The sequence below is a fragment of the Pseudoalteromonas sp. P80D2 genome, from assembly GCF_036680945.1.
Taxonomy (GTDB): domain Bacteria; phylum Pseudomonadota; class Gammaproteobacteria; order Enterobacterales; family Alteromonadaceae; genus Pseudoalteromonas; species Pseudoalteromonas shioyasakiensis.
Genome location: NZ_JAZDAR010000026.1, coordinates 211,786 through 231,932, shown reverse-complemented (window position 1 = coordinate 231,932; position 20,147 = coordinate 211,786). Strand labels below are relative to the sequence as shown.

Here is a 20,147-nt window from a genome sequence, read left to right as displayed (position 1 = left end):
AAAAGCTTTGGCTGAGTTTCATAAGTATGTAAGTGCTTATCTAGCAACATTTATTATGTGGGGATTTCTGATGGCTTTCCTATATAACATGGTTAGTAAATCAATAGTTCCCAATGGTGATAAAACTTTAATGTGGATTTCGCTAACAATGTTTTTGTCTTATTTAGCCTCAGATCCACTAACTTCAGCTACTTTCCAGATAGAGTCGATGAGTTATGCAACTGCCTATGTAGTTTGGACAGTTCTAGATCTCACCTGTATTGGTGCAATACTGCTTATATCTAAAGGTAAATCGATCGATAGTTACCCTGCAAAACTCTATGTGTTATTAGGTTTATTAATTAACAGCTCTCTTTTTATCAGCATGTATATAGATATTAATATACTTGAGAATACCGAAGAGTGGTGGTTATGGGGCTTTTATACGGTTACTGTCAATATTATGGATGCAATGATGCTCATCGCACTTTTCAGTAATAAAGATTTTTTAGGGCTTGTGAAGCTTTATAGGCGAATTCGAGGTCAAGCTGAACCAGCTTAACCTCAATTAGTTAAAAGCGGTATTCCCAACTGGTTCTAAGGGCTGTATTTGTTTCTGACTCATCACCTATTTCATCTTTTGAAACAAGTCCTGTCACTTTCCACAGGCCGTTAAACACAGATTGCTGATAACCGAGTTCTAACTGCAGCTGACTCATATCTGACGCGAGCTCAGCGTGTTTGGTTTCGCTTTCAATCCAACGAAGCTTAGCATGGCCACCATAACCGTTTAGAGTGTGGTAATAGGCGCCAAGGATAGCCGATTTGCTTTGTAGTGGTGTTGAGCTGCCAATTAAGCGCGAGCGTTGTGTATAGCTGCCAGAGCCATATACGCAATCGCTAATTTGCTCACAAGTTTGCTCTGTATTTGAGTATTCAAAATAGCTTTTTAATAGGCTCTCTTTCGAGCCAAAATAGCTTTCAACACCTAGCGTATAAAATGGCTCGCTCGGTGCTAAGCCACTTTCATTTCGACCCATTACCTCAGCATAAAAAGCAATAGGTTGAGCCGCTAAAGTGGTTGAGTACTTAACATCTAAACTAGTTAAACGATGTGTTGATTCATTGCTTTCGAGTGTAACAGGGTCAATTTCTAGGTTAGTTAAATAATCAGAGCCTGCACTGTTAATTGCTATTTCAAGGCCTGTTAATGGGGTGCTTGCAAATCGGAGCGCCCAAAAGTCACCGTCATCTGAGTTATTTAGATATGGCTTTTGTTTGGCGTAGATACCCGTTAACTGCCAGTTACCGATAAATGATAACCAAGTTGGACCGACATATTGTGTATTTGCTCTGGTAAAGCGCACGCCTTTCATTGGCGCCGCATTATTTGATAGTAGTAGGGCGTTATCGTTACTTGGCCCCCACCAATGGCTTACTTGCTCCACACTAAGTGACCAATTACCCAGGAGTACGGCTAAATAGCTATCTTGGTAAGTAACATGCTGCTTATCAAGGGCGTCATCGGCGTAATTTACACTGACTTTAGCGCTAACACGCTTCCCTGTGATTGAACCATAACTATTTACACCGCTTTCTTGCTGGTGGCGTTTACCAAAACCTTGCTGAGCGAGAGGTTCGCTGTTGTAGTTTAGGCGAATACCTGAGCTGCTTTTTTGTTTAGCATTATCAAGGGCATGCTTAACATGCTGGTAGGCAAATAAGCTTCGTTCATCTAGTTGGCTGGTATTGGCAACGTCTAGGTCGCGTGCGATACCTTGCCACATTAATGGGTAGCTATTAATAGGCTGTTTAATAATGCCTTGGTTAAATAGCATTTCGATTGAAGCGCGAAGTAAAGGGTCGTCACTTTCTATCCATGGCCCAGCAACACTAGGTGCAGAGATCATTAGTAATGCAGTTAAGCTAATGAACTTTTTTAATTTCATCCGTGAATTTTATCCTGTAAGGCTTTAGCTACAATAGGGTCAACAAACTCGCTCACATCGCCATTGTGGCGTGCGACTTCTTTGACGAGAGTCGATGAAATAAATGAATTTTTTTCTGCCGGTGTTAAAAATACACTTTCTAGATCTGGATTCAGGCGACGATTCATATTAGCTAACTGAAATTCATAGTCGAAGTCAGACACCGCACGAATACCACGAATAAGCACTTCGGCATTATGGTCGCGAGCTAAATCAGCTAATAAGCCTGAAAAACCAATTACATTCACGTTATCAAGATGCGCCAAAATTTTATTAGCAAGCTCAACGCGCTCATCAAGGGTAAAGCAGGGTTGTTTACTTGGGTTATGCGCAATGGCAACAATTACTTTATCGAACATTTTTGCCGCGCGATGAATTAAGTCTGTATGGCCATTTGTAAGTGGGTCGAAAGTGCCCGGATAGATTGCAGTAACGTTCATAACTATCAGCGATTTATAAATTTGCCTGCTATATTAACAGTGTTTTCTCGACGATGCAGCTTAGAAAATACGCGTATCGGATTAGGAACCTTCACCTATATAAGGTACTAAACCGATTGAGGTTAATATTTTTCAAGGTAGTATTTAATTGCCGCGCATTTGTTTATACTGCTCGGCTGGGGAACGTAATAATCATAAAAAACAGAGTAATTAGGCTATGAGCACAAAGGACAAGATCATACACACCAGCATCGAGTTATTTAATCGCCACGGTGAGCGTGCCATAACAACCAATCATATCGCTTCGCATATGGGGATAAGCCCAGGTAACTTGTATTATCACTTTAAAAATAAAGAAGATATTATTCGTCACATATTTGCTTTGTATAGCGACCACTTACACACACACTTTAAGCCTTTGACGCCTGATGATGATGCGCTAGAGAATCTAGCCGGTTATCTAGATTCACTGTTTGAATTAATGTGGCGTTTTCAGTTTTTCTACGACAACTTAGGCGATATTTTATCTCGTGATGAAGAGCTGAAAAAAGGCTATATTGCGTTTCAAGCTGAGCTTTTAGAGCAAGTCAAAGATGTGCTATTTGCATTACGTGAAGGTGGTGTTATTTGCATTGAAGACGAAGATGTTACAGAACTTGCGCATATGCTTAAAATGACCGTGAGCTTTTGGACGCCTTACATCAAAGCTCGTCGCTTAAGTGGTGAACTTGCCAGAGCTGATATTTATAACGGTATTTTAAAAGTATTACTGCTATTAAAAGCTCATTGCACTGAGCAACACCTAGAGCAAGTTAACCAATTAAGAGCTAAGTATTTAGCCCTTGCTGAAACAGAGCAAAGCGAACAATAATCCCGCAAAGCAGTTTATTTCCTAGACGCTATAATTTTTGTTATAATCGCGCGCCCTTGAGGTTGCTATACCTCAGGGCGTGTGAAATCCACAGTCTAAGAGTGAACTATGCTTAAATTTATCGTCAAATTACACCCTGAAATCGCGATCAAGAGTAAATCTGTTCGTAAGCGTTTTACCAAGTTATTAGAAAATAACATTAAGATCGTTTTGCGTCGTGTTGACGAAAAAGTTCAGGTAAGAAACAACTGGGACAATATCTCTGTTGTTAGCTTACTAGAATCTGAGCAAGTTCGCTTAGATATTATCGATGGCTTAAAACGCATTCCAGGTATCGTACAGTTTATTGAAGTAACAGAAACAGACTTCGACTCAATCGACGATATTTACCAAAAAGCACTTGAACTAATCGGCCATACGATTGCGGGCAAAACCTTCTGTGTGCGTTGTAAACGTTCTGGTAAGCATGATTTCACATCGAGCGATGTAGAGCGCTACGTAGGTGGTGGTTTAAATCAGCATGTTGAAGGTGCGCGCGTTAAATTATCTCACCCTGAAGTGACTGTTCGCTTAGAAGTACGTGATGATAAAGCATACATTGTTACTCAAACTCACTTAGGTATGGCGGGCTTCCCGCTGCCAACACAAGAAGATGTATTGTCGCTTATGTCGGGTGGCTTCGACTCTGGTGTTGCCAGCTATCAAATGATCCGTAAAGGTGCGCGTACTCACTTCTTGTTCTTTAACTTAGGTGGTGCTGCGCACGAAATCGGTGTTAAGCAGGCGAGTTATTATATCTGGAAACAGTTCAGCTCTACTCATAAAGTGAAATTTGTTACTGTTGATTTTGAACCTGTTGTAGCAGAAATCTTAGAGAACGTTGAAAACAGCCAAATGGGTGTTGTGCTTAAGCGAATGATGATGCGTGCCGGTAGTCAAGTTGCAGAAAAACTAGGTGTACAAGCACTGGTAACAGGCGAAAGTATTGGTCAGGTATCAAGCCAAACATTGGCTAATTTGAGTGTGATTGACCGTGTGACGGAAACTTTAATCATTCGCCCGTTAATCCAACACGACAAGCAAGATATAATCAATATTGCGCGTCAAATCGGCACGGCTGAGATGGCAGAAAGCATGCCTGAATACTGTGGCGTAATTTCTAAAAAGCCAACGGTTAAAGCGAAAATCAAAACTATTCTTGCCGAAGAAGCTAAGTTTGACTTCGACGTGCTAAATACAGTTGTTGAGAATGCGCGTGTGATGGATATTCGCGATATCGACACCGAAGCAAAAGAAGAAGTGAAAGAAGCTGAGTCTGTATCTGATTTACCTGAAGGGGCGGTTGTTGTTGATATTCGCTCACCTGAAGAAGAAGACGCAAACCCATTAGAGCTTGAAGGTATTGAAGTTGTACATTTACCTTTCTTCCGCTTAGCGACTAAATTTGGTGACTTACCAAAAGATAAAGAATATTACTTATATTGTGCTAAAGGTGTGATGAGCCAGCTACAAGCGCTGATCTTGCACGAAGAAGGCTTTAGCAACGTCAAAGTGTATCGTCCGTAAGAGATACTGATAAAAGCGCGACATGTTCGCGCTTTTTTAATGCCTGAAATAATTACGAGAAACGAGAAACGAGAAACGAGAAACGAGAAACGAGAAACGAGAAGCAAGTAACTTTACTCTTTCTCCTTTCCCCTTGTAGCTTAACTTTTTATTTTTATCATGCTCAGCATGGCCTGATTATAGGGAGTTTTTACCCCTAACTTAGCGCCTTGCTCGCACACATAACCACAAATTGCATCAATTTCAGATTCTCGATTATGGCTGATGTCTTGCTGCATAGAAGAAAAGTTTTCAGCGGTGGCTGTCATCACAGAATAGGCTTGATCCAGCGCCTCGCTGAGTTTTACTTTAACCCCTTGTTTATTGGCGACCAGGCACGCTTCACTAAGTAAATTGATTATGCGCGTGCTAAATTGCGGTGCACGTAGCTGGCCATTTTTTACGTTATGAATCGCTGTTAACGGGTTAATTGCAATATTCACTAACAGTTTTTGCCATCGCAATGAGTGAATATCATCGCTCACAGAAAAGTGTGGTAAGTAACTAAACTGCTGCTTAAGCTCACTGAGTCTTTCACATGCAGCTGCATTACATGCACCTAACACGCTTTCACCATTACCTGTATGGCTCACACTATAAGGCGTTGTTTTAAAACCAGCTAAACGCGTTGTTAAAAACGCTAACCCTTGTGTGTTTAAAAGTTGGGTATTGAGCTCATCGACATTCCCCATGCCATTGTGAGAAAGAATGATTTGGCATGTTTTACTGAGATAAGGTTCTACTTGTCCAAAGGCAGTTTGCACCTGAAATGCTTTTACTGTTATTAACACCAAGTCAAAGGGGGCGGATTGGCTTAGCTCTTTGTGGTGAATAAGGCGAGCTTTAATTGGGTGTGATTTACCATTACTCGCTTGATAAAAACGCGTGGTCAGGGTCGGCTTACGGGTCAGCAATGTAATGTCATGTTGTGCAGATAAAAAATGACTAAACAATAAGCCAATTGCACCGTCGCCAACAATTAAAATGTTAGCCATTACGTTGCTTACTACCTAAATGAAAACCAAGTTTAATAATAAAGTAACTTACAGCGCCGATAAAATCAGCTACAAAATCCCCAACCGAAGCTTGACGGTAAGGCAGCATATCTTGCATAAACTCTATGGCTGCACCATATCCGGCTAACAGTAAAATTTGCACCATAAGTGGCAATTTAAAGGCTTTGTCCATCACCATGGCCAGTACAAAGAAAATACCAAAATGCGCCACTTTATCAACGTGTGGAAAGAGGTTGCTCACCCCTTTAATTTCTTTGGCAAATAAAATAGTAAAGCCAATAATGCTGGCTAAAAAGATAACTTGGTAAACACGCCTTGTCACAATAAACCCTAAAAAATGCCGAAATTGAATGGCCAGTATATCAAACAATTTTTGCATCGCACCTGAACAAGTCGGATAAAAATAGAAAGAATCGACAAATAAGCGTTATAATTGCCAACCATAAATGAATTTAAAAAAGACTATGTTAGGAGAACCCCATGCCTTCATTTGATATTGTTTCTGAAGTAGAAATGAACGAAGCGCAGAATGCAGTAGATAATGCAAAGCGTGAACTAGAGACGCGTTTTGATTTTCGTGGTGTTGATGCATCAATCGAACTAAGTGACAAAGTAATCAAGTTAAAAGCAGAAGCACCACAACAAGTTATGCAACTTTTTGACATTCTTGCTGCGAAAATTTCAAAGCGTGGCTTAGATGTATCTAGCCTTGAGCTTAAAGATGAGTCGCGTAGCGGTAAATACGTAATGCGTGACGTTGCTCTTAAGCAAGGTATCGAAAAAGACGTAGCGAAGAAAATCGTTAAGTTAATCAAAGACTCAAAGATCAAAGTACAAGCTGCTATTCAAGGTGAAGAATTACGTGTAACTGGTAAAAAGCGTGATGATTTACAAGAAGCAATGCAAGTTGTTCGTACTGCTGATTTAGGTCAACCATTCCAGTTCAAAAACTTCCGCGATTAATACTCTATGTTTTTAGCTTTAAGCTGTAAGTTTTAAGCTATAAGCCTACAAGTTTCTGAACTTTACAAGGAGCGTATTTTGAGACAAATATTAGGTTACAGAGAAAAAGATATCTTCTAGCTATTTTCAGCTAGAGGATATTTATGTCAGTAAAAAACAAAGCAATAGATCGTAATAAACACGGTAAAATAAACAGAAAATACACAGGCCCACACAGTACTTATTTTTACCAACAAACACCAAGTTGGTGGGTGAAAATGACGATGACCAAGCCAAGAAGACGTTTAAATAAAGCTCTTTGTAAGCTTGTGCTGAATGGTGCTGACCCAGAAGGAATTGTTTTTCCGTTAGGAAACTCGAAACCTCATGAGTATTTCTGGTAATCATTGTTTTATAAAAGCCAATCAGCCATGCTGATTGGCTTTTTTACTTTCGGCTTACACCTTAGCACTTAACTTGCAGCTTGAAGCTTTAGACTTAAAACTTTGGTTTAGAAGTATAGCCGTCCATTGACTTTCTTCCCCAAAATCATCACAATAACGGCCTATTTTCGAGGTGCTTGCTGTATCTTCAGATACGTTTTATTTCAAAGGGTGAAATAGTCGCAAGATAATCGGGAAGTCGGTGCGTTTTCAGGGAGAAAACAATGCCAACACTGCCCCCGCAACGGTAATGTATATGCCATGCATTTACAGAGTCCGGAGACCGGCCTTGAAGTAACTTACTATTCGCGTGTGCGGTGGGCACAGGCTAGGGGATATCATGCTAAATAAATCTGCGTTAGGCGTAGCGGTTGCTGCTGCGTTGTCTTTTTCTGTATCTGCTGACGAGCAATCGATCGAGCACATCACAGTTACTGCCAATAAATTCGAACAATCAATTAATGATGTATTAGCCAGCGTTACTGTCATTGACCGTGCTGATATTGAAGCAAGCTATGTTCGTGACTTACCAAGCTTACTGGCCACTCAAGCAGGCTTTCAAATTAATGCTAATGGTGGTTTTGGGCAAAGCTCAGGTGTGTCATTACGTGGTGCAAGTTCTCGTCATACGCTAATTTTAATTGATGGTGTACGCACCGGCTCTGCAACACTTGGCTATAAAAGTATTAGCAATATTCCTTTAAACAGTATTGAGCGTGTTGAAGTAATTAAAGGCTCACGTGCTGCTGTATATGGTTCTGATGCGCTAGCTGGTGTAATTAATATCATTACGCGTAAAGCACAAAATACGACCTTAGATGTTACTTTTGGCTCAGACTCTTACCAAGAGTACCAAGTAGCGACAGGTGGTCAGTTTGCGGGTGTTGATGTGGCCGTTAATGCCGGTTACGAAAAAACAGATGGATTTGATGTTCTGCAAGGCTTAGCGCCAGATGAAGACGGCTACGAGAACAAAAACCTTGGCTTTAACCTAGGTTATCAAAATGAGCAGTTAGGTGAGTTTTTAGCGCAAGCACAATACTCAGAAGGCGAAGCAAAATACGATAGCGCTTATAGCCCTGCAGACAGCACTGTAGAAAAAGGCGAGTTTGAAAACTACCAAGCTTCACTAGGTTGGAAAAAAGCTTTCGAAAAACACAGCCATGCCATTGATATTGCAATATCAAGTGATAGTTCAGATGACTCACGTATTGATTACACAGGCGCAACGGTGGTCGATAAGTTTGAAACTGAGCGTGAGCAAATTGATTACAATGGCCAATACTTTTTCAATCAAGCGCTGACTCTTAGTGGCGGTTTGAATTGGTATAAAGATGAAGTGAACACTAACTCAGGTACTTACTTAAAAGACAGCCGTGAAGTATTCGCTGCGTTTGTTGGCGCTTATTATGACGACGAACAAGTACTGGCAAACCTAACAGTTCGCCAAGATGATGATCAACAGTTTGGTGATGAAACAACTTACACCGCAGCTGTTGGCTATCACTTAAATGACATCGCTACATTCCGCGTAAGTCAAAGTACGGGTTTTAAATCTCCAACATTTAATGACCTATATTACCCAGGCTCAGGTAACCCAGAGTTAAACCCTGAAACATCAGATAACCAAGAGCTTGGCTTATCACTCAATGTGAATGATATCAGCCTTGATATTGCGATTTTCCGCAGCGAAATCGACAACAAAATCGCTTGGGCACCAAATGCATCAGGGCAGTGGATCCCAACCAATATAAACGAAGCTCGCCACGAAGGTGTTGAGTTTAGCTTTAAAAACCAGGTGTTTGGCTTTGATCACAGCTTTAACTTTACCTACCTTTCAGCGGAAGATACTGAGACAGGTCAGTCACTAACCTATGTGTCAAATCACAGTGTGAATTGGTCATTAAACAAAGCATGGGGTGATTTTGATGCCGGTATCGATATGCAATACCGTGGTGATCGTGATGGCAAGTTAACGCACTTACCTTCGTATACGTTATGGAATTTAGTTGGTCACTACCAAGCAACTGACAACTTAACTGTGTCACTACGTGTAGAAAACCTATTCGATAAAGAGTACAACGCCGTTGATGCCTATGGTACAGACCTAGATGGTGATTACATCAACGACGAATTTTATTACTACAACACGGCCGAGCGTCGCCTGTTTGTAGGTGCCCGCTATCAGTTCTAATAACCAATAAGGTCAGTTGAGCTGTTTACTTATAGCTAGTAATTGACATTAATTTGCCCGTTGATGTCATTAGTCTTAAGTTAAAACAAGCTCAGCGTTATTATTAGTTCTGCGTCTAAAAGCTCGCTACCTACTTAGCGGGCTTTTTTCATTTTAGTTTATCTGCGTAATACTGTTCGAACTTTGCAAGCTTAGGGGCAATCAGAATACTGCAATAACCTTGATTTGGGTTTTCATTGTAATAGTCTTGATGGTACTGCTCTGCAGGGTAAAAGTTTGTAAGCGGGCTAAGCTCGGTGACAATCGGCTCACGAATTTGCTTTTGTAAGGCATCAATCATGGCTTGAGATTCTGCTTTTTGCTTTTCATCATGATAGTAAATAACACTTCGATACTGGGTGCCGACATCATTACCTTGGCGGTTTAACTGTGTGGCATCGTGTAAAGTGAAGAACATTTCAAGTAGGGTGTTATAGCTTACAATACTGCTGTCAAAATCGAGCTGAACAACTTCAGCGTGACCCGTTAAGCCAGTACAAATTTGCTGATAACTTGGGTTTTCAATCTCACCGCCGGCATAGCCAGAGCTGACATTAAGCACGCCTTTTACGCGTCTAAATGCGGCATCAATACACCAAAAGCAGCCGCCGCCAAAAGTGGCTATTTGTATGTTGTTATCCATATTTCACTCCCTTACCGTTTTGCTGACTATAGCCGAAAAAACAAAACGCCGTAAAGACGGCGTTTTGTTAAAGCTCAAGCTTGTTTAAATTTCTTCTAACGGCTTGTCTTTTGCTTGTTGTTCTAACTTGCTCTGCAAGTACTCAGGCGACTGGGTATTTCGAGCAAGTGCGCTGTATGCTGCAGGTACTACGAATAAGGTCAGTAAGGTTGCAACAATAACACCTGTAAATACCACCACACCAATTACCATGCGACTTTCTGCACCTGGGCCACTTGCAAGTACTAGCGGTACCGAGCTCATTACTGTGGTCAATGAGGTCATAATAATTGGGCGTAAACGCTGCGTTGCCGCTTGGCTAATCGCTTCGTTAAACTCAACGCCTTTATCGCGCAGCTGATTTGCAAACTCAACAATCAAGATACCGTTTTTCGCACTCAAGCCTATCAGCATTACGATACCAATTTGGCTGTAAATATTTAGAGTAAGTCCGGTGTACCACAAGCCAAATAACGCACCCACTAAACCAAGTGGCACAGTAAGCATGATCACAAATGGGTGAATAAAGCTTTCAAACTGGGCTGCAAGTACTAAGAAGGTAACTGTCAGTGCCAGTATGAATACATAGGTCATCGCCGATGCACCTTCATAGAACAGCTGCGATTCACCCTTGTAGTCAATTGCACCGTCGATGTCGTTTTCTTCTGCTGCAACTTGATTTAAGAAGTTAAGCGCTTCTTCTAGGGTATAACCATCTGCTAAGTTCGCACTTAACGTAATTGCGCGCATACGGTTATAACGGTTTAAACGCGATGCAGTGGCTTCTTCTTTTAAGCTAATTAAGCTATCAAGCGGCACTAATTCGCCACTACGTGATTTTAAATAGATATTTGAGATATCAGTTGGGTTAGCAAAGTCTTCTTTGGTGCCTTTTAAAATCACATCGTATTCTTCACCGCGGTCGATAAAGGTCGTTACGCGGCGTTGCCCTAACATGGTTTCTAGCGTGCGACCCACATCCGATACAGAAACCCCTAAATCAGCGGCTTTGTTTTTATCAATGTTGATTAAAAACTGCGGGAATGTTTCTTTGTAATCGTGGTCAATTCTTACCAAGCCTGGGTTTTTCTCAGCACGCTTAATAATACGGTCTCGCCAATCGGCTAGCTGGTCGTAATCGTTACCTTGCAGTACAAATTCAATCGGACGAGATGAACCGCCGCCACCAATACCACGGCGCATAATGGCAAACGCACGCACATCAGTCACTTCAGTCATTTTACCGCTGATTTCGTCCATCACTTCCCAGGTTGAGCGCTTACGCTTATCCCAGTCGGCCATACCAATGATAGCAACACCACCTTGGCCGCCCCAGCCCGGAACACGAACAAGCACTCGGCTCAATTCACCAGACTCAGAGTAAGGCATTAAACGCTCTTCAATTTTAGCCATGTTTGCAGCGTTATTTTCATAACTTGCGCCCTCTGGGCCACTCATCATGATAAAGAAAGTACCGCGGTCTTCTTTTGGAGTAAGCTCTGAAGGCACTTTTTGAAACAGCATAAAGCTGGCAACACCGGCCAAAATCATAGTCAGTAGTAAGCTCCACTTACGGCCCATATTTGAAGCCAGAGAGTTACGATAGGCGTTTTCGATTTTGGCGAAGGTTCTATCCATCCACTGGCTAAATTTACTCTCTTTTTCTGAAGCTTTTAACACTTTAGAACAAAGCGCCGGAGAAAGCGTTAACGCCGTAATACTCGAGAAGAACACCGCGGCACTTACTGCCATCGCAAATTCGGTAAAGAGGGCACCAATACGGCCATCCATAAACACTAGTGGCACGAATACCGCAATCAATACGAGGGTAGTGGCAATAATCGCAAAGCCAACTTCACGGGCACCACGGAATGCAGCAAGCAGTGGCGGCTCACCCAACTCTATACGACGATGAATATTCTCAAGCATTACAATCGCATCATCTACCACTAAACCGATAGCAAGCACGAGTGCCAGAAGAGTTAACAAGTTGATTGAGTAACCCATAGCCAGCAAGAACATAAAGCTGCCTACTAACGCCACTGGTACGGTTACAGCAGGTACTAGGGTTGCGCGGATATTGCCTAAAAATAGGTAAATAACCAAGACAACTAGCGCCATTGAAATCCCAAGGGTTCTATAAACTTCATCAATAGACTCTTTGATGAAAATAGATGAGTCATAGCTGTCTTGAATGGTGGTGCCTTCTGGCAGGTTACGCTTAATTTTTTCAAGCTCTGCGCGGGCATTATCAACCACGGTTAGGGTATTGGCTTTGGCTTGTTTTACAATACCCAAACCAATCATATTACGGCCATTGCCACGGAATAAGCTTTCGTCGTCAGCAGCTTCTAAGTGAACATCAGCCACTTCACCTAAACGTACTAAATAGCCATCATCGCCACGTTTGATTACTAGGTTTCGAAAGTCTCGCTGATCTTTATAACTACGCGCGGTACGTACTGTAAAATCACGGTCGATAGATTCGATTTCACCGGCAGGTAATTCAACGTTTTCAGTGCGTAAGGTGTTTTCAATATCGCTACTGGTAATACCGCGTGCTGCCATCGCTTTACGGTTTAACCAGATTTTCATTGCGTATTTACGCTCGCCACCAACGCGTACGTTAGAGACACCATCAACAACGGCTAATCGGTCAACAATAAAGCGCTGTGCGTAATCAGATAACTGCAATGAATCCATAGTGGTACTGTTTAGTACAAACCAGGCAATTGGGCTTTCATCACTATTTGACTTAGAGACCTCTGGTGGGCGAACTTGCTCCGGTAAGCTATCAAGGGCACGGGCTACACGTTCGCGTACATCGTTTGATGCGGCATCGATATCGCGGCTGATATTAAACTCAATGGTGATATTTGAGCGACCATTTCGGCTTGATGAGTTAATACTTTTAATGCCTTCGATACCCGAAATGCGGTTTTCGAGTACTTGGGTGATTTTCGTTTCAATAATCTCTGCGCTGGCACCTGTGTAATCAGTGCTAACGCTGACAATCGGTGTTTCAATATCTGGGTATTCGCGCAGTGGCAGCATAGAAAATGCCACTAAACCAAAGGTAAGTAACAACAGGTTTATTACGATAGCAAAGACCGGGCGTTTAACACTAGTATCAGTAATTTTCATGTTTAGCCCTTGATACTTACTTTGCTGCCAGTACGGATTTTAATGATGCCTTCAGTCACGACTTGCTGACCATTTTCAAGGCCTTTATCAATAGCTACCCAGCCATTGTGACGACCCGCCACATGTACTTCGACTTTGTTAGCAACGCCACCTTCAATTTGGAACACGTAGTGTTTGTCTTGCTGAGGAATGACGGCTTTCTCTGGCACCATTAGCGCTTGGTTTGAGCTTAACTCTAGTGCGGTGTTTAACAGCATACCTGGGCGTAAAAGGCCTTTTTCATTGATAAAGCTTGCAGTCACTTCAACGCTACGAGTGACTGAATCGATACGCGAGCTAATATGCGTCACTTTACCGTTAAAGGTTCTATCTGGGTAAGCATCGTTTTGGGTCATCACTTTCATTCCTAGCTGTAACTGCGCTAGGTATTTTTCTGGTACTTTAAAGTCGACTTTAATGATGCTGATATCATCAAGGGTGGTGATGTTTGTAGTATTGCTAACATAAGTACCAATTGAAATTTCGCGCTTGCCAAGTAAGCCAGAAAACGGTGCTTTAATCGTCATTTCGGCAAGTTTTGTTTTAGCGCTTTCAAGTTGTGCTTCGGTTGCGTCTACGCGAGATAGCTGCTCTTCTAGTAACGATTTAGCCGTAGCCTGTGAGCGAGATAGCTCAGTAAGGCGTTCAAGTTGACGGCGTTCTTCACGTAAATTAATGCTTAACTCTTTTACTGCTAACTCTTCTTCTTGAGATTGCAATTGAACTAGCTTTTGACCTTTACTAACTAAGTCGCCATCATTGAAAAAGATATCGGTAACATAATCGTTTTGTGCACTGCGAATATAAATCGCTTGGTTAGCACGAGCACTACCAATTGCTTCTATTAGCACCGCATTTTCTTCGGCTGTAACAGTGTGTGCTGTCACCTGCGTTGCTCTGTCGCCAAAGTTGCTTTGCTCACCTTGGCTTGAAGGTAAATACAAATAAATACATAACCCTAGCAAAAGGGTAATAATAAAAGGAAAAAGTGCTTTACCAGATTGTGTAGAATACATCATCGTGTTACCAGAAAATTAGTTGAGTGTAGTGTACAAAATTAGTACGTGCCCCGTATGTCAGGTATCTCATAAATTTGTGCATTTGGCGTAAAAGTTAAAAGTTCGGCTAATTTGTTCCTTTATTGTGACTAAAAGAGAGGTTTTAGTATGGGTAAAGAGCCAAAATGTAATTATTGTTTAACGCTTAGAAAGATAGTTTTGGTCACAATTGTGATGTTTATTTTTTACTTTTCTGTTTATGGATAAGAAACCTCCTGCACTTAGAGTGCGCGCACAAGCATCCCGCCATGGCAGTGAGTTTTTAATTGTGGGCGGTATTGGGTTAATCATTATTATGCTAGTTAACCTATTGAGGCCCGGTGAAATTAGCATTGTTGAGATTTTTTTAGCCACAACCTGCATAGCGGCAATTTTTATTGGCTTTTTAAAAACTCAAGAACCATACTTTAGCCTAACATTTACTCAGAATTTACTTATTTATCATCACAAAGTTGGGAATTGGCAGCTAAATCATGCTAATTTTCATCATAGTGGTATACCAAAAGTGGAACAGGGCTTAGAATACCTTGAGTTAAATGCAGTTGGTATTAAACTCAATAACATAGATGAATTTTTAACACAGATTCACCCAAGAATTGCCGGACGATTACTAATAGAGCAGCGTCATCTATTTATGCAAGTTATTCAAAAACATTGCAAAAATGGTGATTGCCCATCAAAATGGTTAATAGAAGAGACGGACTACACTGCCCCAAGTGGTCAGCTTTACAAAGGATTGATTGCCATGTTTGCCAATCGTACGCAGCATTTAAGGCAGTTGACAGGATACGACTTATTATTGCCTGCCAATGTACTTGATGTTGATATTTGGCAATTTAGTGCTGATTTGAATCGTTGGAAACTGAATCCTAGTGAGTTTATAGAGACTCGCTTACTGAAAAAGTAAGCTATAGGTGGCAGTAAGTAGTAGGAAAAGGCTATGAGTCAAGAACGTTCTTTTATTAAAAGCGGTCGAAACACAATTATACATAAAGATAAAAAACTCGACTTAGTGATTGTGAATGGTGAGAACCACCCACGCATTAAAGTTACTCAAAATGGTTTAGAGCCGTTTAAAGAAGACCTGCCAAAAAACCGTCGTGAAGCCAAAGAGCGCTACTTAGAGATGGTGTATGTATCAAGCCCAGATGTATTTGCAGAAGAAAAGCGTTTGTTGTTTATCCAAGCCTTAGATGGCAGAGAGTACAAAGTTGATTACAGTAAAATAGGCACTAAGCTCTTCGTACGTATTCATCAAGAAAGTTATTTATAACCCCGACTCTGGCACTTTAATTGCTTGTTATTAGCTTATTTGGCAGTCGGCCATGACCGACTTTGCATTTTAAGGTGGTAAACATGAGATTAGTGCCTCTTACCCTAGTTGCATTAACGACATTAACAGCCTGTGGCGGCGGTGGCGGTTCGAGTGATTCGAATACAATCGCAGCAACAGTTAATGCAGGCTCAGATCAGCAAATTATTGAAAAAAGTGAATTTACTGTCTCTGCCCAAGGCTCACCAGCTGATGGCACCTTTACTTGGGAACGAGTCAGTGGCCCCGCACTAGAAGGGTTCCCTGCAGAGGGCGCTGAACAAACCATTACCGCGCCTGATATTAAACTCGACTCTGAACTTGTTTTAAAAGTGAATTATCAAACCGATGGGCAACTTGTTTCCGATCAAGTCAGTATTTTTATTACATCAAATAATCAACTGCCAGTTGCAGTGATCACGCAAACAGCTCCTGAAGAGTTACCATCACAATATAGTGATGTGATCACATTAAGTGGCGAAGAGTCTGCTGATATCGATGAAAATGGCTCAGTTGACAGTTACTTGTGGACTCAACTTGATGGCCCTGATTTAACGGCTGACAGCTACAACAATCAAACCATTAGCTTTACTCACCCACTACTTGAATCGAATACAGCGATGACATGGCGTTTAACTGTAACGGATGATGAAGGTGGCTCAGCAAGCACTGAGGCGTCGTTTACCTTAAACAAAACCGTTGAAGTTATTATTGCGGATGCAGGTGAAGATCAACAGATTATTGAATTTGATACTGTAACCCTTGATGCCAGCAATAGTGAAATTGTGACGGCAACAAAGTCATGTTTTTGGGAGCAATTAACAGGCGAAACTGTGACCTTGGCAAACCAGAACCAGTGTATCACGACGTTTGTAGCCCCTGATGTTGATACCGATTCAGAGCTGAGCTTTGAAGTTACCGTGACCGACAGTAAATCGCGAAGCGACACAGATACTGTGATTATCGATATTAGTCCAAAACCACTTGGTTTAATTAACGATACAGGCATGAGTGATTGCTATAACAACTCACAAAAAATTAATTGTGACAGCGAAGACTTCCCAAGCCAAGACGCCGATGTAGGTCGTGATAGTGTCGCAAACCAACTAGATAAAGTAGGTCAGGGCGACTTAGCGTTTGATTTTACTAAAATGAACGAATATGCCGACGAACTCCCAGATGATGCGACCAGCTTTAGTTGTGTTCGCGATAACGTCACGGGGCTTATTTGGGAAGTAAAAGAAGCCAGTTCAACATTACCACCGTCGACAGCCGATCGTGCAGCAACAAACCATTATACCTGGTATTTAAATGGTTCAAGTGGTGTGCAAACGGGTAGTGTGCAAGGGGCTGCGAGCTCTACTTGCCCAAGCACCAGTGACTGTGGCCTGCAAACTTACATTAATGATGTGAACAGCAACGATTTTTGCGGTGGTACAAATTGGCGTGTGCCAACTTACACCGAGTTATTAGGGTTATTAGATTATGCCAAGCAAGGTGAGTCTACGTTACTTAATAGTGATTTCTTCCCAAATCAACCAAGTGATATTCAGCTAAGCAGTGATAGCAGCTCATTTATGCCTTATTGGACTTCGCAAACAGCGGCAGATGGTACGAGTTTATCGCAAGCTTATATTATCGATATGAGTAGTGCTAATGACTTAGCATATCCAAAAAGTAATACCGCCTTTGTGCGCTTAGTTAGAACGCCGGGAGAGTAATATGCGAAAGTTACCTTTAATCACAGTAATTACCGGTATTGCTCTGCAATCGGGTTTTGCTGCTGCGCAAGTATGTTACAGCGCCGTCACAGAGACGACCCCTGATAGCCGTTTTGTAATAAACGAAGATGGTACAGTAAGTGATAGCGAAACGGGTCTTATGTGGCAACGTTGTACGTTTGGTCAAAGTTATGATAGTGACACGGATACTTGCGAGGGCACGAGCCAGCAACTTACTTGGGGCGAAGCTTTACGCGGGGCTGAAAATGCAACCTTTGCTGATTACAGCGATTGGCATGTACCAAATGTTAAAGAGTTAGCAAGTATTTTAGAGCATAGTTGTGTGCAGCCTAGCATTAACGAAAACGCATTTTTATCGACTAAGCTGCAAAACTACTGGAGTAGCACTTCAGGGATCAGTCGCACTGATCTAGCTTGGGTGTATCAATTTGATAAAGGCATCAACAGCCTTCACGCAAAAACGTCCGATGTTTATTTGCGTTTAGTGCGCTACGAAAAGTAGCCTTTAATAATCTCTAACCGCGCTTGCTCAAGCGCGGTTTTTATTTCTGCGCCTTTAATACCTTGTGCAATAAACTGTTGCGGGCTGACTGCTCGTGCTTGCGTGGCTGCATTTACTAAAGAGTCATAGCGGGTTACTGGCTGTTGTTGACTTATCTCTAACACCTTTAAAACTTGCTCAAAACGTTCAGGGCGACGCCATAAATCAAGTTGGTTAAAGCAAGCAAAAACGGCCTCGCTAGATGGTTTTTCTGCACTTAACGTTGTTTGATGTGTTTGGCTAAATAGCGCTAAATCGCGCACTTCATTAGGTAAGCGTATCTTGCTAGCCATCGCTTTTATCTCGTCGCTTGAAAGCGCTAAGGTAACTTGGCTAAATAACAACGCAGTGTCACTAACTTGCAGTTTATTCGCATAGGCAAAGCGAGCTTGTAAAGTACGGTAAAGCTCATCACACCATTTACTTTCAAGCTCAGGGCTAATTACATGCAGGCCGCCAATACTATCAAGTACATTTAAAAACTCGCTAAATGCGCCATCACTGAGGGATTTTTCGCATTCTAACCAAACGCGCTCAGCTGTGAGGGTGCTCAGTTCACCGGCTTTAACCATCTCGGTTAATAGTGACTGGGTTTCTGGGGCGATAGTAAAGCCTAGGTAATGATAACGAGCAGCAAAACGGGCTACTCGCAATATGCGCAAAGGGTCTTCACTAAAGGCATCGGAGACATGACGTAATACACGATTTTCAAGATCCTGCTGACCAGAAAATGGGTCGACTAAGCTGCCATCTTGGGCTTGAGCAATGGCATTTACGGTGAGATCTCGACGTATTAAGTCTTGCTCTAATGTGACATCAGGCGCGAAATCACAAATGAAGCCGGTATAACCTTGGCCTTGTTTTCGCTCGGTGCGCGCTAGCGCATATTCTTCTTTACTTTGTGGGTGTAAAAATACCGGAAAATCTTTACCAACTTGTTGATAGCCTTGGCTGATCAGTTGCTCAGGCGTTGCACCAACTACCACATAGTCGCGCTCTTTAACGTCACGACCAAGTAGGGCGTCTCTGACTGCGCCACCGACTAAATAAACCTGCATAAAACACCTATAATTTTGCCTTTTCGCTATTTTACGTTATTTAGCCAATAAAATGTAAACAAGGTTTTAAGTAGCGATGTTTTTTGCCATTATAGACCGTGATTTTAAACGCAAGGAATAACACGGTGTATTTAAGCTATTTTGGCTTGTCAGAAAAACCCTTTTCGATTGCCCCAAATCCTGAGTATTTATTTCTTAGTGAGCGCCATAAAGAGGCGTTAGCGCACCTTACCTATGGATTAGGTGAAGCGGGTGGCTTCGTTTTGTTAACAGGCGAAGTGGGTACAGGTAAAACAACACTAACAAGAAGTCTGCAAGAGCAGTTACCTGAAAACACCCAAGTGGCACAAATTCATAATCCGGCTTTGTCACAACTTGAACTGCTTGCCAGTATTTGTGATGAATTAAAGATTGAGTACGACTGTACTAATGCGACTCTGAAGACCCTTACTGATGTGATTAAAAAGCACCTTGAGGCAAACAATCAAGCGGGCGGTCACACCATCTTAATTATTGATGAAGCACAATTACTCGCACCTGATGTGCTAGAGCAGCTGCGCTTGTTAACCAATATCGAAACAGATCATAAAAAGCTGCTGCAAATTGTATTAGTAGGGCAACCTGAGCTTCAAGAACTACTAAAACGCACTGAATTAAGACAACTTGCCCAGCGTATTACTGCGCGTTATCACTTATTACCACTCACTGAAGGACAAGTGTTTGCCTATGTTAAGCACCGTTTATTTAAAGCGGGCACAGAGCAAGCATTGTTCTCAGGGGATGCGTTAAAAGCGATTTATCAGGTTACTCAAGGCGTACCAAGATTGATCAATTTATTATGTGAGCGCTGTTTAGTGGGGGCATTTTCACAGCAAAAATTGAGTATCGACAGCGAACTTGTGATGCGCTCAGCCGCAGAAGCACTGCCGCCAACCAGCACTCCTGTTGCTGTAGCAAATAAAGAGCCGAGTTATGTTTGGCTTTACCCAGTTTCATTTTTAGCCGTATTAGGAATGGGTATTGGTTTATCCTACCTAATATAACGAGTGTTCAT

19 protein-coding genes and 1 riboswitch are annotated in these 20,147 nt (G+C 41.9%); of the genes, 11 read left to right on the top strand and 8 right to left on the bottom strand.

Annotated features, from left to right (window positions below):
* Nucleotides 1-7 precede the first annotated feature (7 nt).
* Nucleotides 8-541 (top strand): hypothetical protein, encoded by a 534-nt coding sequence (locus VRK28_RS05855; RefSeq protein ID WP_062566414.1) that lies wholly within the window; start codon nt 8-10, stop codon nt 539-541.
* A gap of 10 nt (nt 542-551) precedes the next feature.
* Here VRK28_RS05855 and VRK28_RS05850 read toward each other — a convergent pair whose 3' ends face one another.
* Both VRK28_RS05850 and coaD read right to left on the bottom strand, forming a co-directional pair.
* Nucleotides 552-1,928, bottom strand: a complete 1,377-nt coding sequence (locus VRK28_RS05850) for a capsule assembly Wzi family protein (protein ID WP_062566413.1) — start codon at nt 1,926-1,928, stop codon at nt 552-554.
* Complete coding sequence (gene coaD, locus VRK28_RS05845) at nt 1,925-2,407, bottom strand: pantetheine-phosphate adenylyltransferase (RefSeq protein ID WP_058585805.1); 483 nt, start codon at nt 2,405-2,407, stop codon at nt 1,925-1,927. The genes VRK28_RS05850 and coaD overlap by 4 nt, the downstream gene beginning before the upstream one ends.
* 217 nt (nt 2,408-2,624) lie before the next feature.
* Between coaD and VRK28_RS05840 the strand changes: the two genes are divergently transcribed.
* Together VRK28_RS05840 and thiI are read left to right on the top strand one after the other, a co-directional pair.
* Entirely contained in the window at nt 2,625-3,278 is a 654-nt protein-coding gene (locus VRK28_RS05840) for a TetR/AcrR family transcriptional regulator (RefSeq protein ID WP_054560933.1), read from the top strand.
* 108 nt (nt 3,279-3,386) lie between these two features.
* Nucleotides 3,387-4,844, top strand: a complete 1,458-nt coding sequence (thiI, locus tag VRK28_RS05835) for a tRNA uracil 4-sulfurtransferase ThiI (RefSeq protein ID WP_062566412.1) — start codon at nt 3,387-3,389, stop codon at nt 4,842-4,844.
* 140 nt (nt 4,845-4,984) lie between these two features.
* Here thiI and VRK28_RS05830 read toward each other — a convergent pair whose 3' ends face one another.
* Nucleotides 4,985-5,878 carry a ketopantoate reductase family protein gene (locus tag VRK28_RS05830; RefSeq protein WP_062566411.1) on the bottom strand — a complete coding sequence of 298 codons (894 nt, stop codon included), beginning with the start codon at nt 5,876-5,878 and terminating at the stop codon, nt 4,985-4,987.
* Entirely contained in the window at nt 5,871-6,221 is a 351-nt protein-coding gene (locus tag VRK28_RS05825) for a VanZ family protein (protein WP_055021578.1), read from the bottom strand. The genes VRK28_RS05830 and VRK28_RS05825 overlap by 8 nt, the downstream gene beginning before the upstream one ends.
* A gap of 158 nt (nt 6,222-6,379) precedes the next feature.
* On the opposite strand from VRK28_RS05825, the gene VRK28_RS05820 reads away from it, so the two are divergent.
* From VRK28_RS05820 to VRK28_RS05810, 3 genes are all read left to right on the top strand, one after another.
* Entirely contained in the window at nt 6,380-6,862 is a 483-nt protein-coding gene (locus VRK28_RS05820; RefSeq protein WP_054551104.1) for a YajQ family cyclic di-GMP-binding protein, read from the top strand.
* Between the two features lie 143 nt (nt 6,863-7,005).
* On the top strand, nt 7,006-7,245 hold the full coding sequence (locus tag VRK28_RS05815) for a hypothetical protein (RefSeq protein ID WP_054551105.1): 240 nt from the start codon (nt 7,006-7,008) through the stop codon (nt 7,243-7,245).
* 189 nt (nt 7,246-7,434) lie between these two features.
* Nucleotides 7,435-7,590, top strand: a riboswitch (cobalamin riboswitch).
* A 34-nt stretch (nt 7,591-7,624) separates the two neighbouring features.
* A complete protein-coding gene (locus tag VRK28_RS05810; RefSeq protein WP_062566410.1) occupies nt 7,625-9,478 on the top strand; it encodes a TonB-dependent receptor domain-containing protein in 1,854 nt (617 codons plus the stop codon).
* Between the two features lie 148 nt (nt 9,479-9,626).
* On the opposite strand, the gene msrA is transcribed toward VRK28_RS05810, so the two are convergent.
* The 3 genes from msrA to VRK28_RS05795 form a co-directional block, all read right to left on the bottom strand.
* Nucleotides 9,627-10,160, bottom strand: a complete 534-nt coding sequence (msrA, locus tag VRK28_RS05805; RefSeq protein ID WP_054560929.1) for a peptide-methionine (S)-S-oxide reductase MsrA — start codon at nt 10,158-10,160, stop codon at nt 9,627-9,629.
* A gap of 84 nt (nt 10,161-10,244) precedes the next feature.
* On the bottom strand, nt 10,245-13,343 hold the full coding sequence (locus tag VRK28_RS05800) for an efflux RND transporter permease subunit (RefSeq protein WP_062566409.1): 3,099 nt from the start codon (nt 13,341-13,343) through the stop codon (nt 10,245-10,247).
* 2 nt (nt 13,344-13,345) lie between these two features.
* Nucleotides 13,346-14,398: an efflux RND transporter periplasmic adaptor subunit gene (locus VRK28_RS05795; protein ID WP_062566594.1), complete on the bottom strand. Its 1,053-nt coding sequence runs from the start codon at nt 14,396-14,398 to the stop codon at nt 13,346-13,348.
* A 241-nt stretch (nt 14,399-14,639) separates the two neighbouring features.
* Here VRK28_RS05795 and VRK28_RS05790 point away from each other — a divergent pair, with 241 nt between their 5' ends.
* From VRK28_RS05790 to VRK28_RS05775, 4 genes are all read left to right on the top strand, one after another.
* A complete protein-coding gene (locus VRK28_RS05790) occupies nt 14,640-15,347 on the top strand; it encodes a DUF2982 domain-containing protein (protein WP_062566408.1) in 708 nt (235 codons plus the stop codon).
* Between the two features lie 33 nt (nt 15,348-15,380).
* On the top strand, nt 15,381-15,713 hold the full coding sequence (locus tag VRK28_RS05785; RefSeq protein WP_062566407.1) for a hypothetical protein: 333 nt from the start codon (nt 15,381-15,383) through the stop codon (nt 15,711-15,713).
* A gap of 83 nt (nt 15,714-15,796) precedes the next feature.
* Nucleotides 15,797-17,473, top strand: a complete 1,677-nt coding sequence (locus VRK28_RS05780; RefSeq protein ID WP_062566406.1) for an Lcl C-terminal domain-containing protein — start codon at nt 15,797-15,799, stop codon at nt 17,471-17,473.
* A gap of 1 nt (nt 17,474) precedes the next feature.
* A complete protein-coding gene (locus tag VRK28_RS05775) occupies nt 17,475-17,996 on the top strand; it encodes an Lcl C-terminal domain-containing protein (RefSeq protein ID WP_062566405.1) in 522 nt (173 codons plus the stop codon).
* Here the strand turns inward: VRK28_RS05775 and VRK28_RS05770 are convergent.
* Nucleotides 17,984-19,093, bottom strand: coding sequence for a tRNA nucleotidyltransferase (locus VRK28_RS05770; RefSeq protein ID WP_062566404.1), 1,110 nt, complete (start codon nt 19,091-19,093; stop codon nt 17,984-17,986). The genes VRK28_RS05775 and VRK28_RS05770 overlap by 13 nt on opposite strands.
* A gap of 125 nt (nt 19,094-19,218) precedes the next feature.
* Here VRK28_RS05770 and VRK28_RS05765 point away from each other — a divergent pair, with 125 nt between their 5' ends.
* Nucleotides 19,219-20,136, top strand: coding sequence for an ExeA family protein (locus VRK28_RS05765; RefSeq protein ID WP_062566403.1), 918 nt, complete (start codon nt 19,219-19,221; stop codon nt 20,134-20,136).
* Nucleotides 20,137-20,147: the final 11 nt, after the last annotated feature.

Coding starts and splice junctions, on each gene's coding strand:
- VRK28_RS05850 (WP_062566413.1), bottom strand. CDS start 1,928: ATGAAATTAAAAAAGTTCATTAGCTTAACTGCATTACTAATGATCTCT.
- coaD (WP_058585805.1), bottom strand. CDS start 2,407: ATGAACGTTACTGCAATCTATCCGGGCACTTTCGACCCACTTACAAAT.
- VRK28_RS05840 (WP_054560933.1), top strand. CDS start 2,625: ATGAGCACAAAGGACAAGATCATACACACCAGCATCGAGTTATTTAAT.
- thiI (WP_062566412.1), top strand. CDS start 3,387: ATGCTTAAATTTATCGTCAAATTACACCCTGAAATCGCGATCAAGAGT.
- VRK28_RS05830 (WP_062566411.1), bottom strand. CDS start 5,878: ATGGCTAACATTTTAATTGTTGGCGACGGTGCAATTGGCTTATTGTTT.
- VRK28_RS05820 (WP_054551104.1), top strand. CDS start 6,380: ATGCCTTCATTTGATATTGTTTCTGAAGTAGAAATGAACGAAGCGCAG.
- VRK28_RS05815 (WP_054551105.1), top strand. CDS start 7,006: ATGTCAGTAAAAAACAAAGCAATAGATCGTAATAAACACGGTAAAATA.
- VRK28_RS05810 (WP_062566410.1), top strand. CDS start 7,625: ATGCTAAATAAATCTGCGTTAGGCGTAGCGGTTGCTGCTGCGTTGTCT.
- msrA (WP_054560929.1), bottom strand. CDS start 10,160: ATGGATAACAACATACAAATAGCCACTTTTGGCGGCGGCTGCTTTTGG.
- VRK28_RS05800 (WP_062566409.1), bottom strand. CDS start 13,343: ATGAAAATTACTGATACTAGTGTTAAACGCCCGGTCTTTGCTATCGTA.
- VRK28_RS05795 (WP_062566594.1), bottom strand. CDS start 14,398: ATGTATTCTACACAATCTGGTAAAGCACTTTTTCCTTTTATTATTACC.
- VRK28_RS05790 (WP_062566408.1), top strand. CDS start 14,640: ATGGATAAGAAACCTCCTGCACTTAGAGTGCGCGCACAAGCATCCCGC.
- VRK28_RS05785 (WP_062566407.1), top strand. CDS start 15,381: ATGAGTCAAGAACGTTCTTTTATTAAAAGCGGTCGAAACACAATTATA.
- VRK28_RS05780 (WP_062566406.1), top strand. CDS start 15,797: ATGAGATTAGTGCCTCTTACCCTAGTTGCATTAACGACATTAACAGCC.
- VRK28_RS05775 (WP_062566405.1), top strand. CDS start 17,475: ATGCGAAAGTTACCTTTAATCACAGTAATTACCGGTATTGCTCTGCAA.
- VRK28_RS05770 (WP_062566404.1), bottom strand. CDS start 19,093: ATGCAGGTTTATTTAGTCGGTGGCGCAGTCAGAGACGCCCTACTTGGT.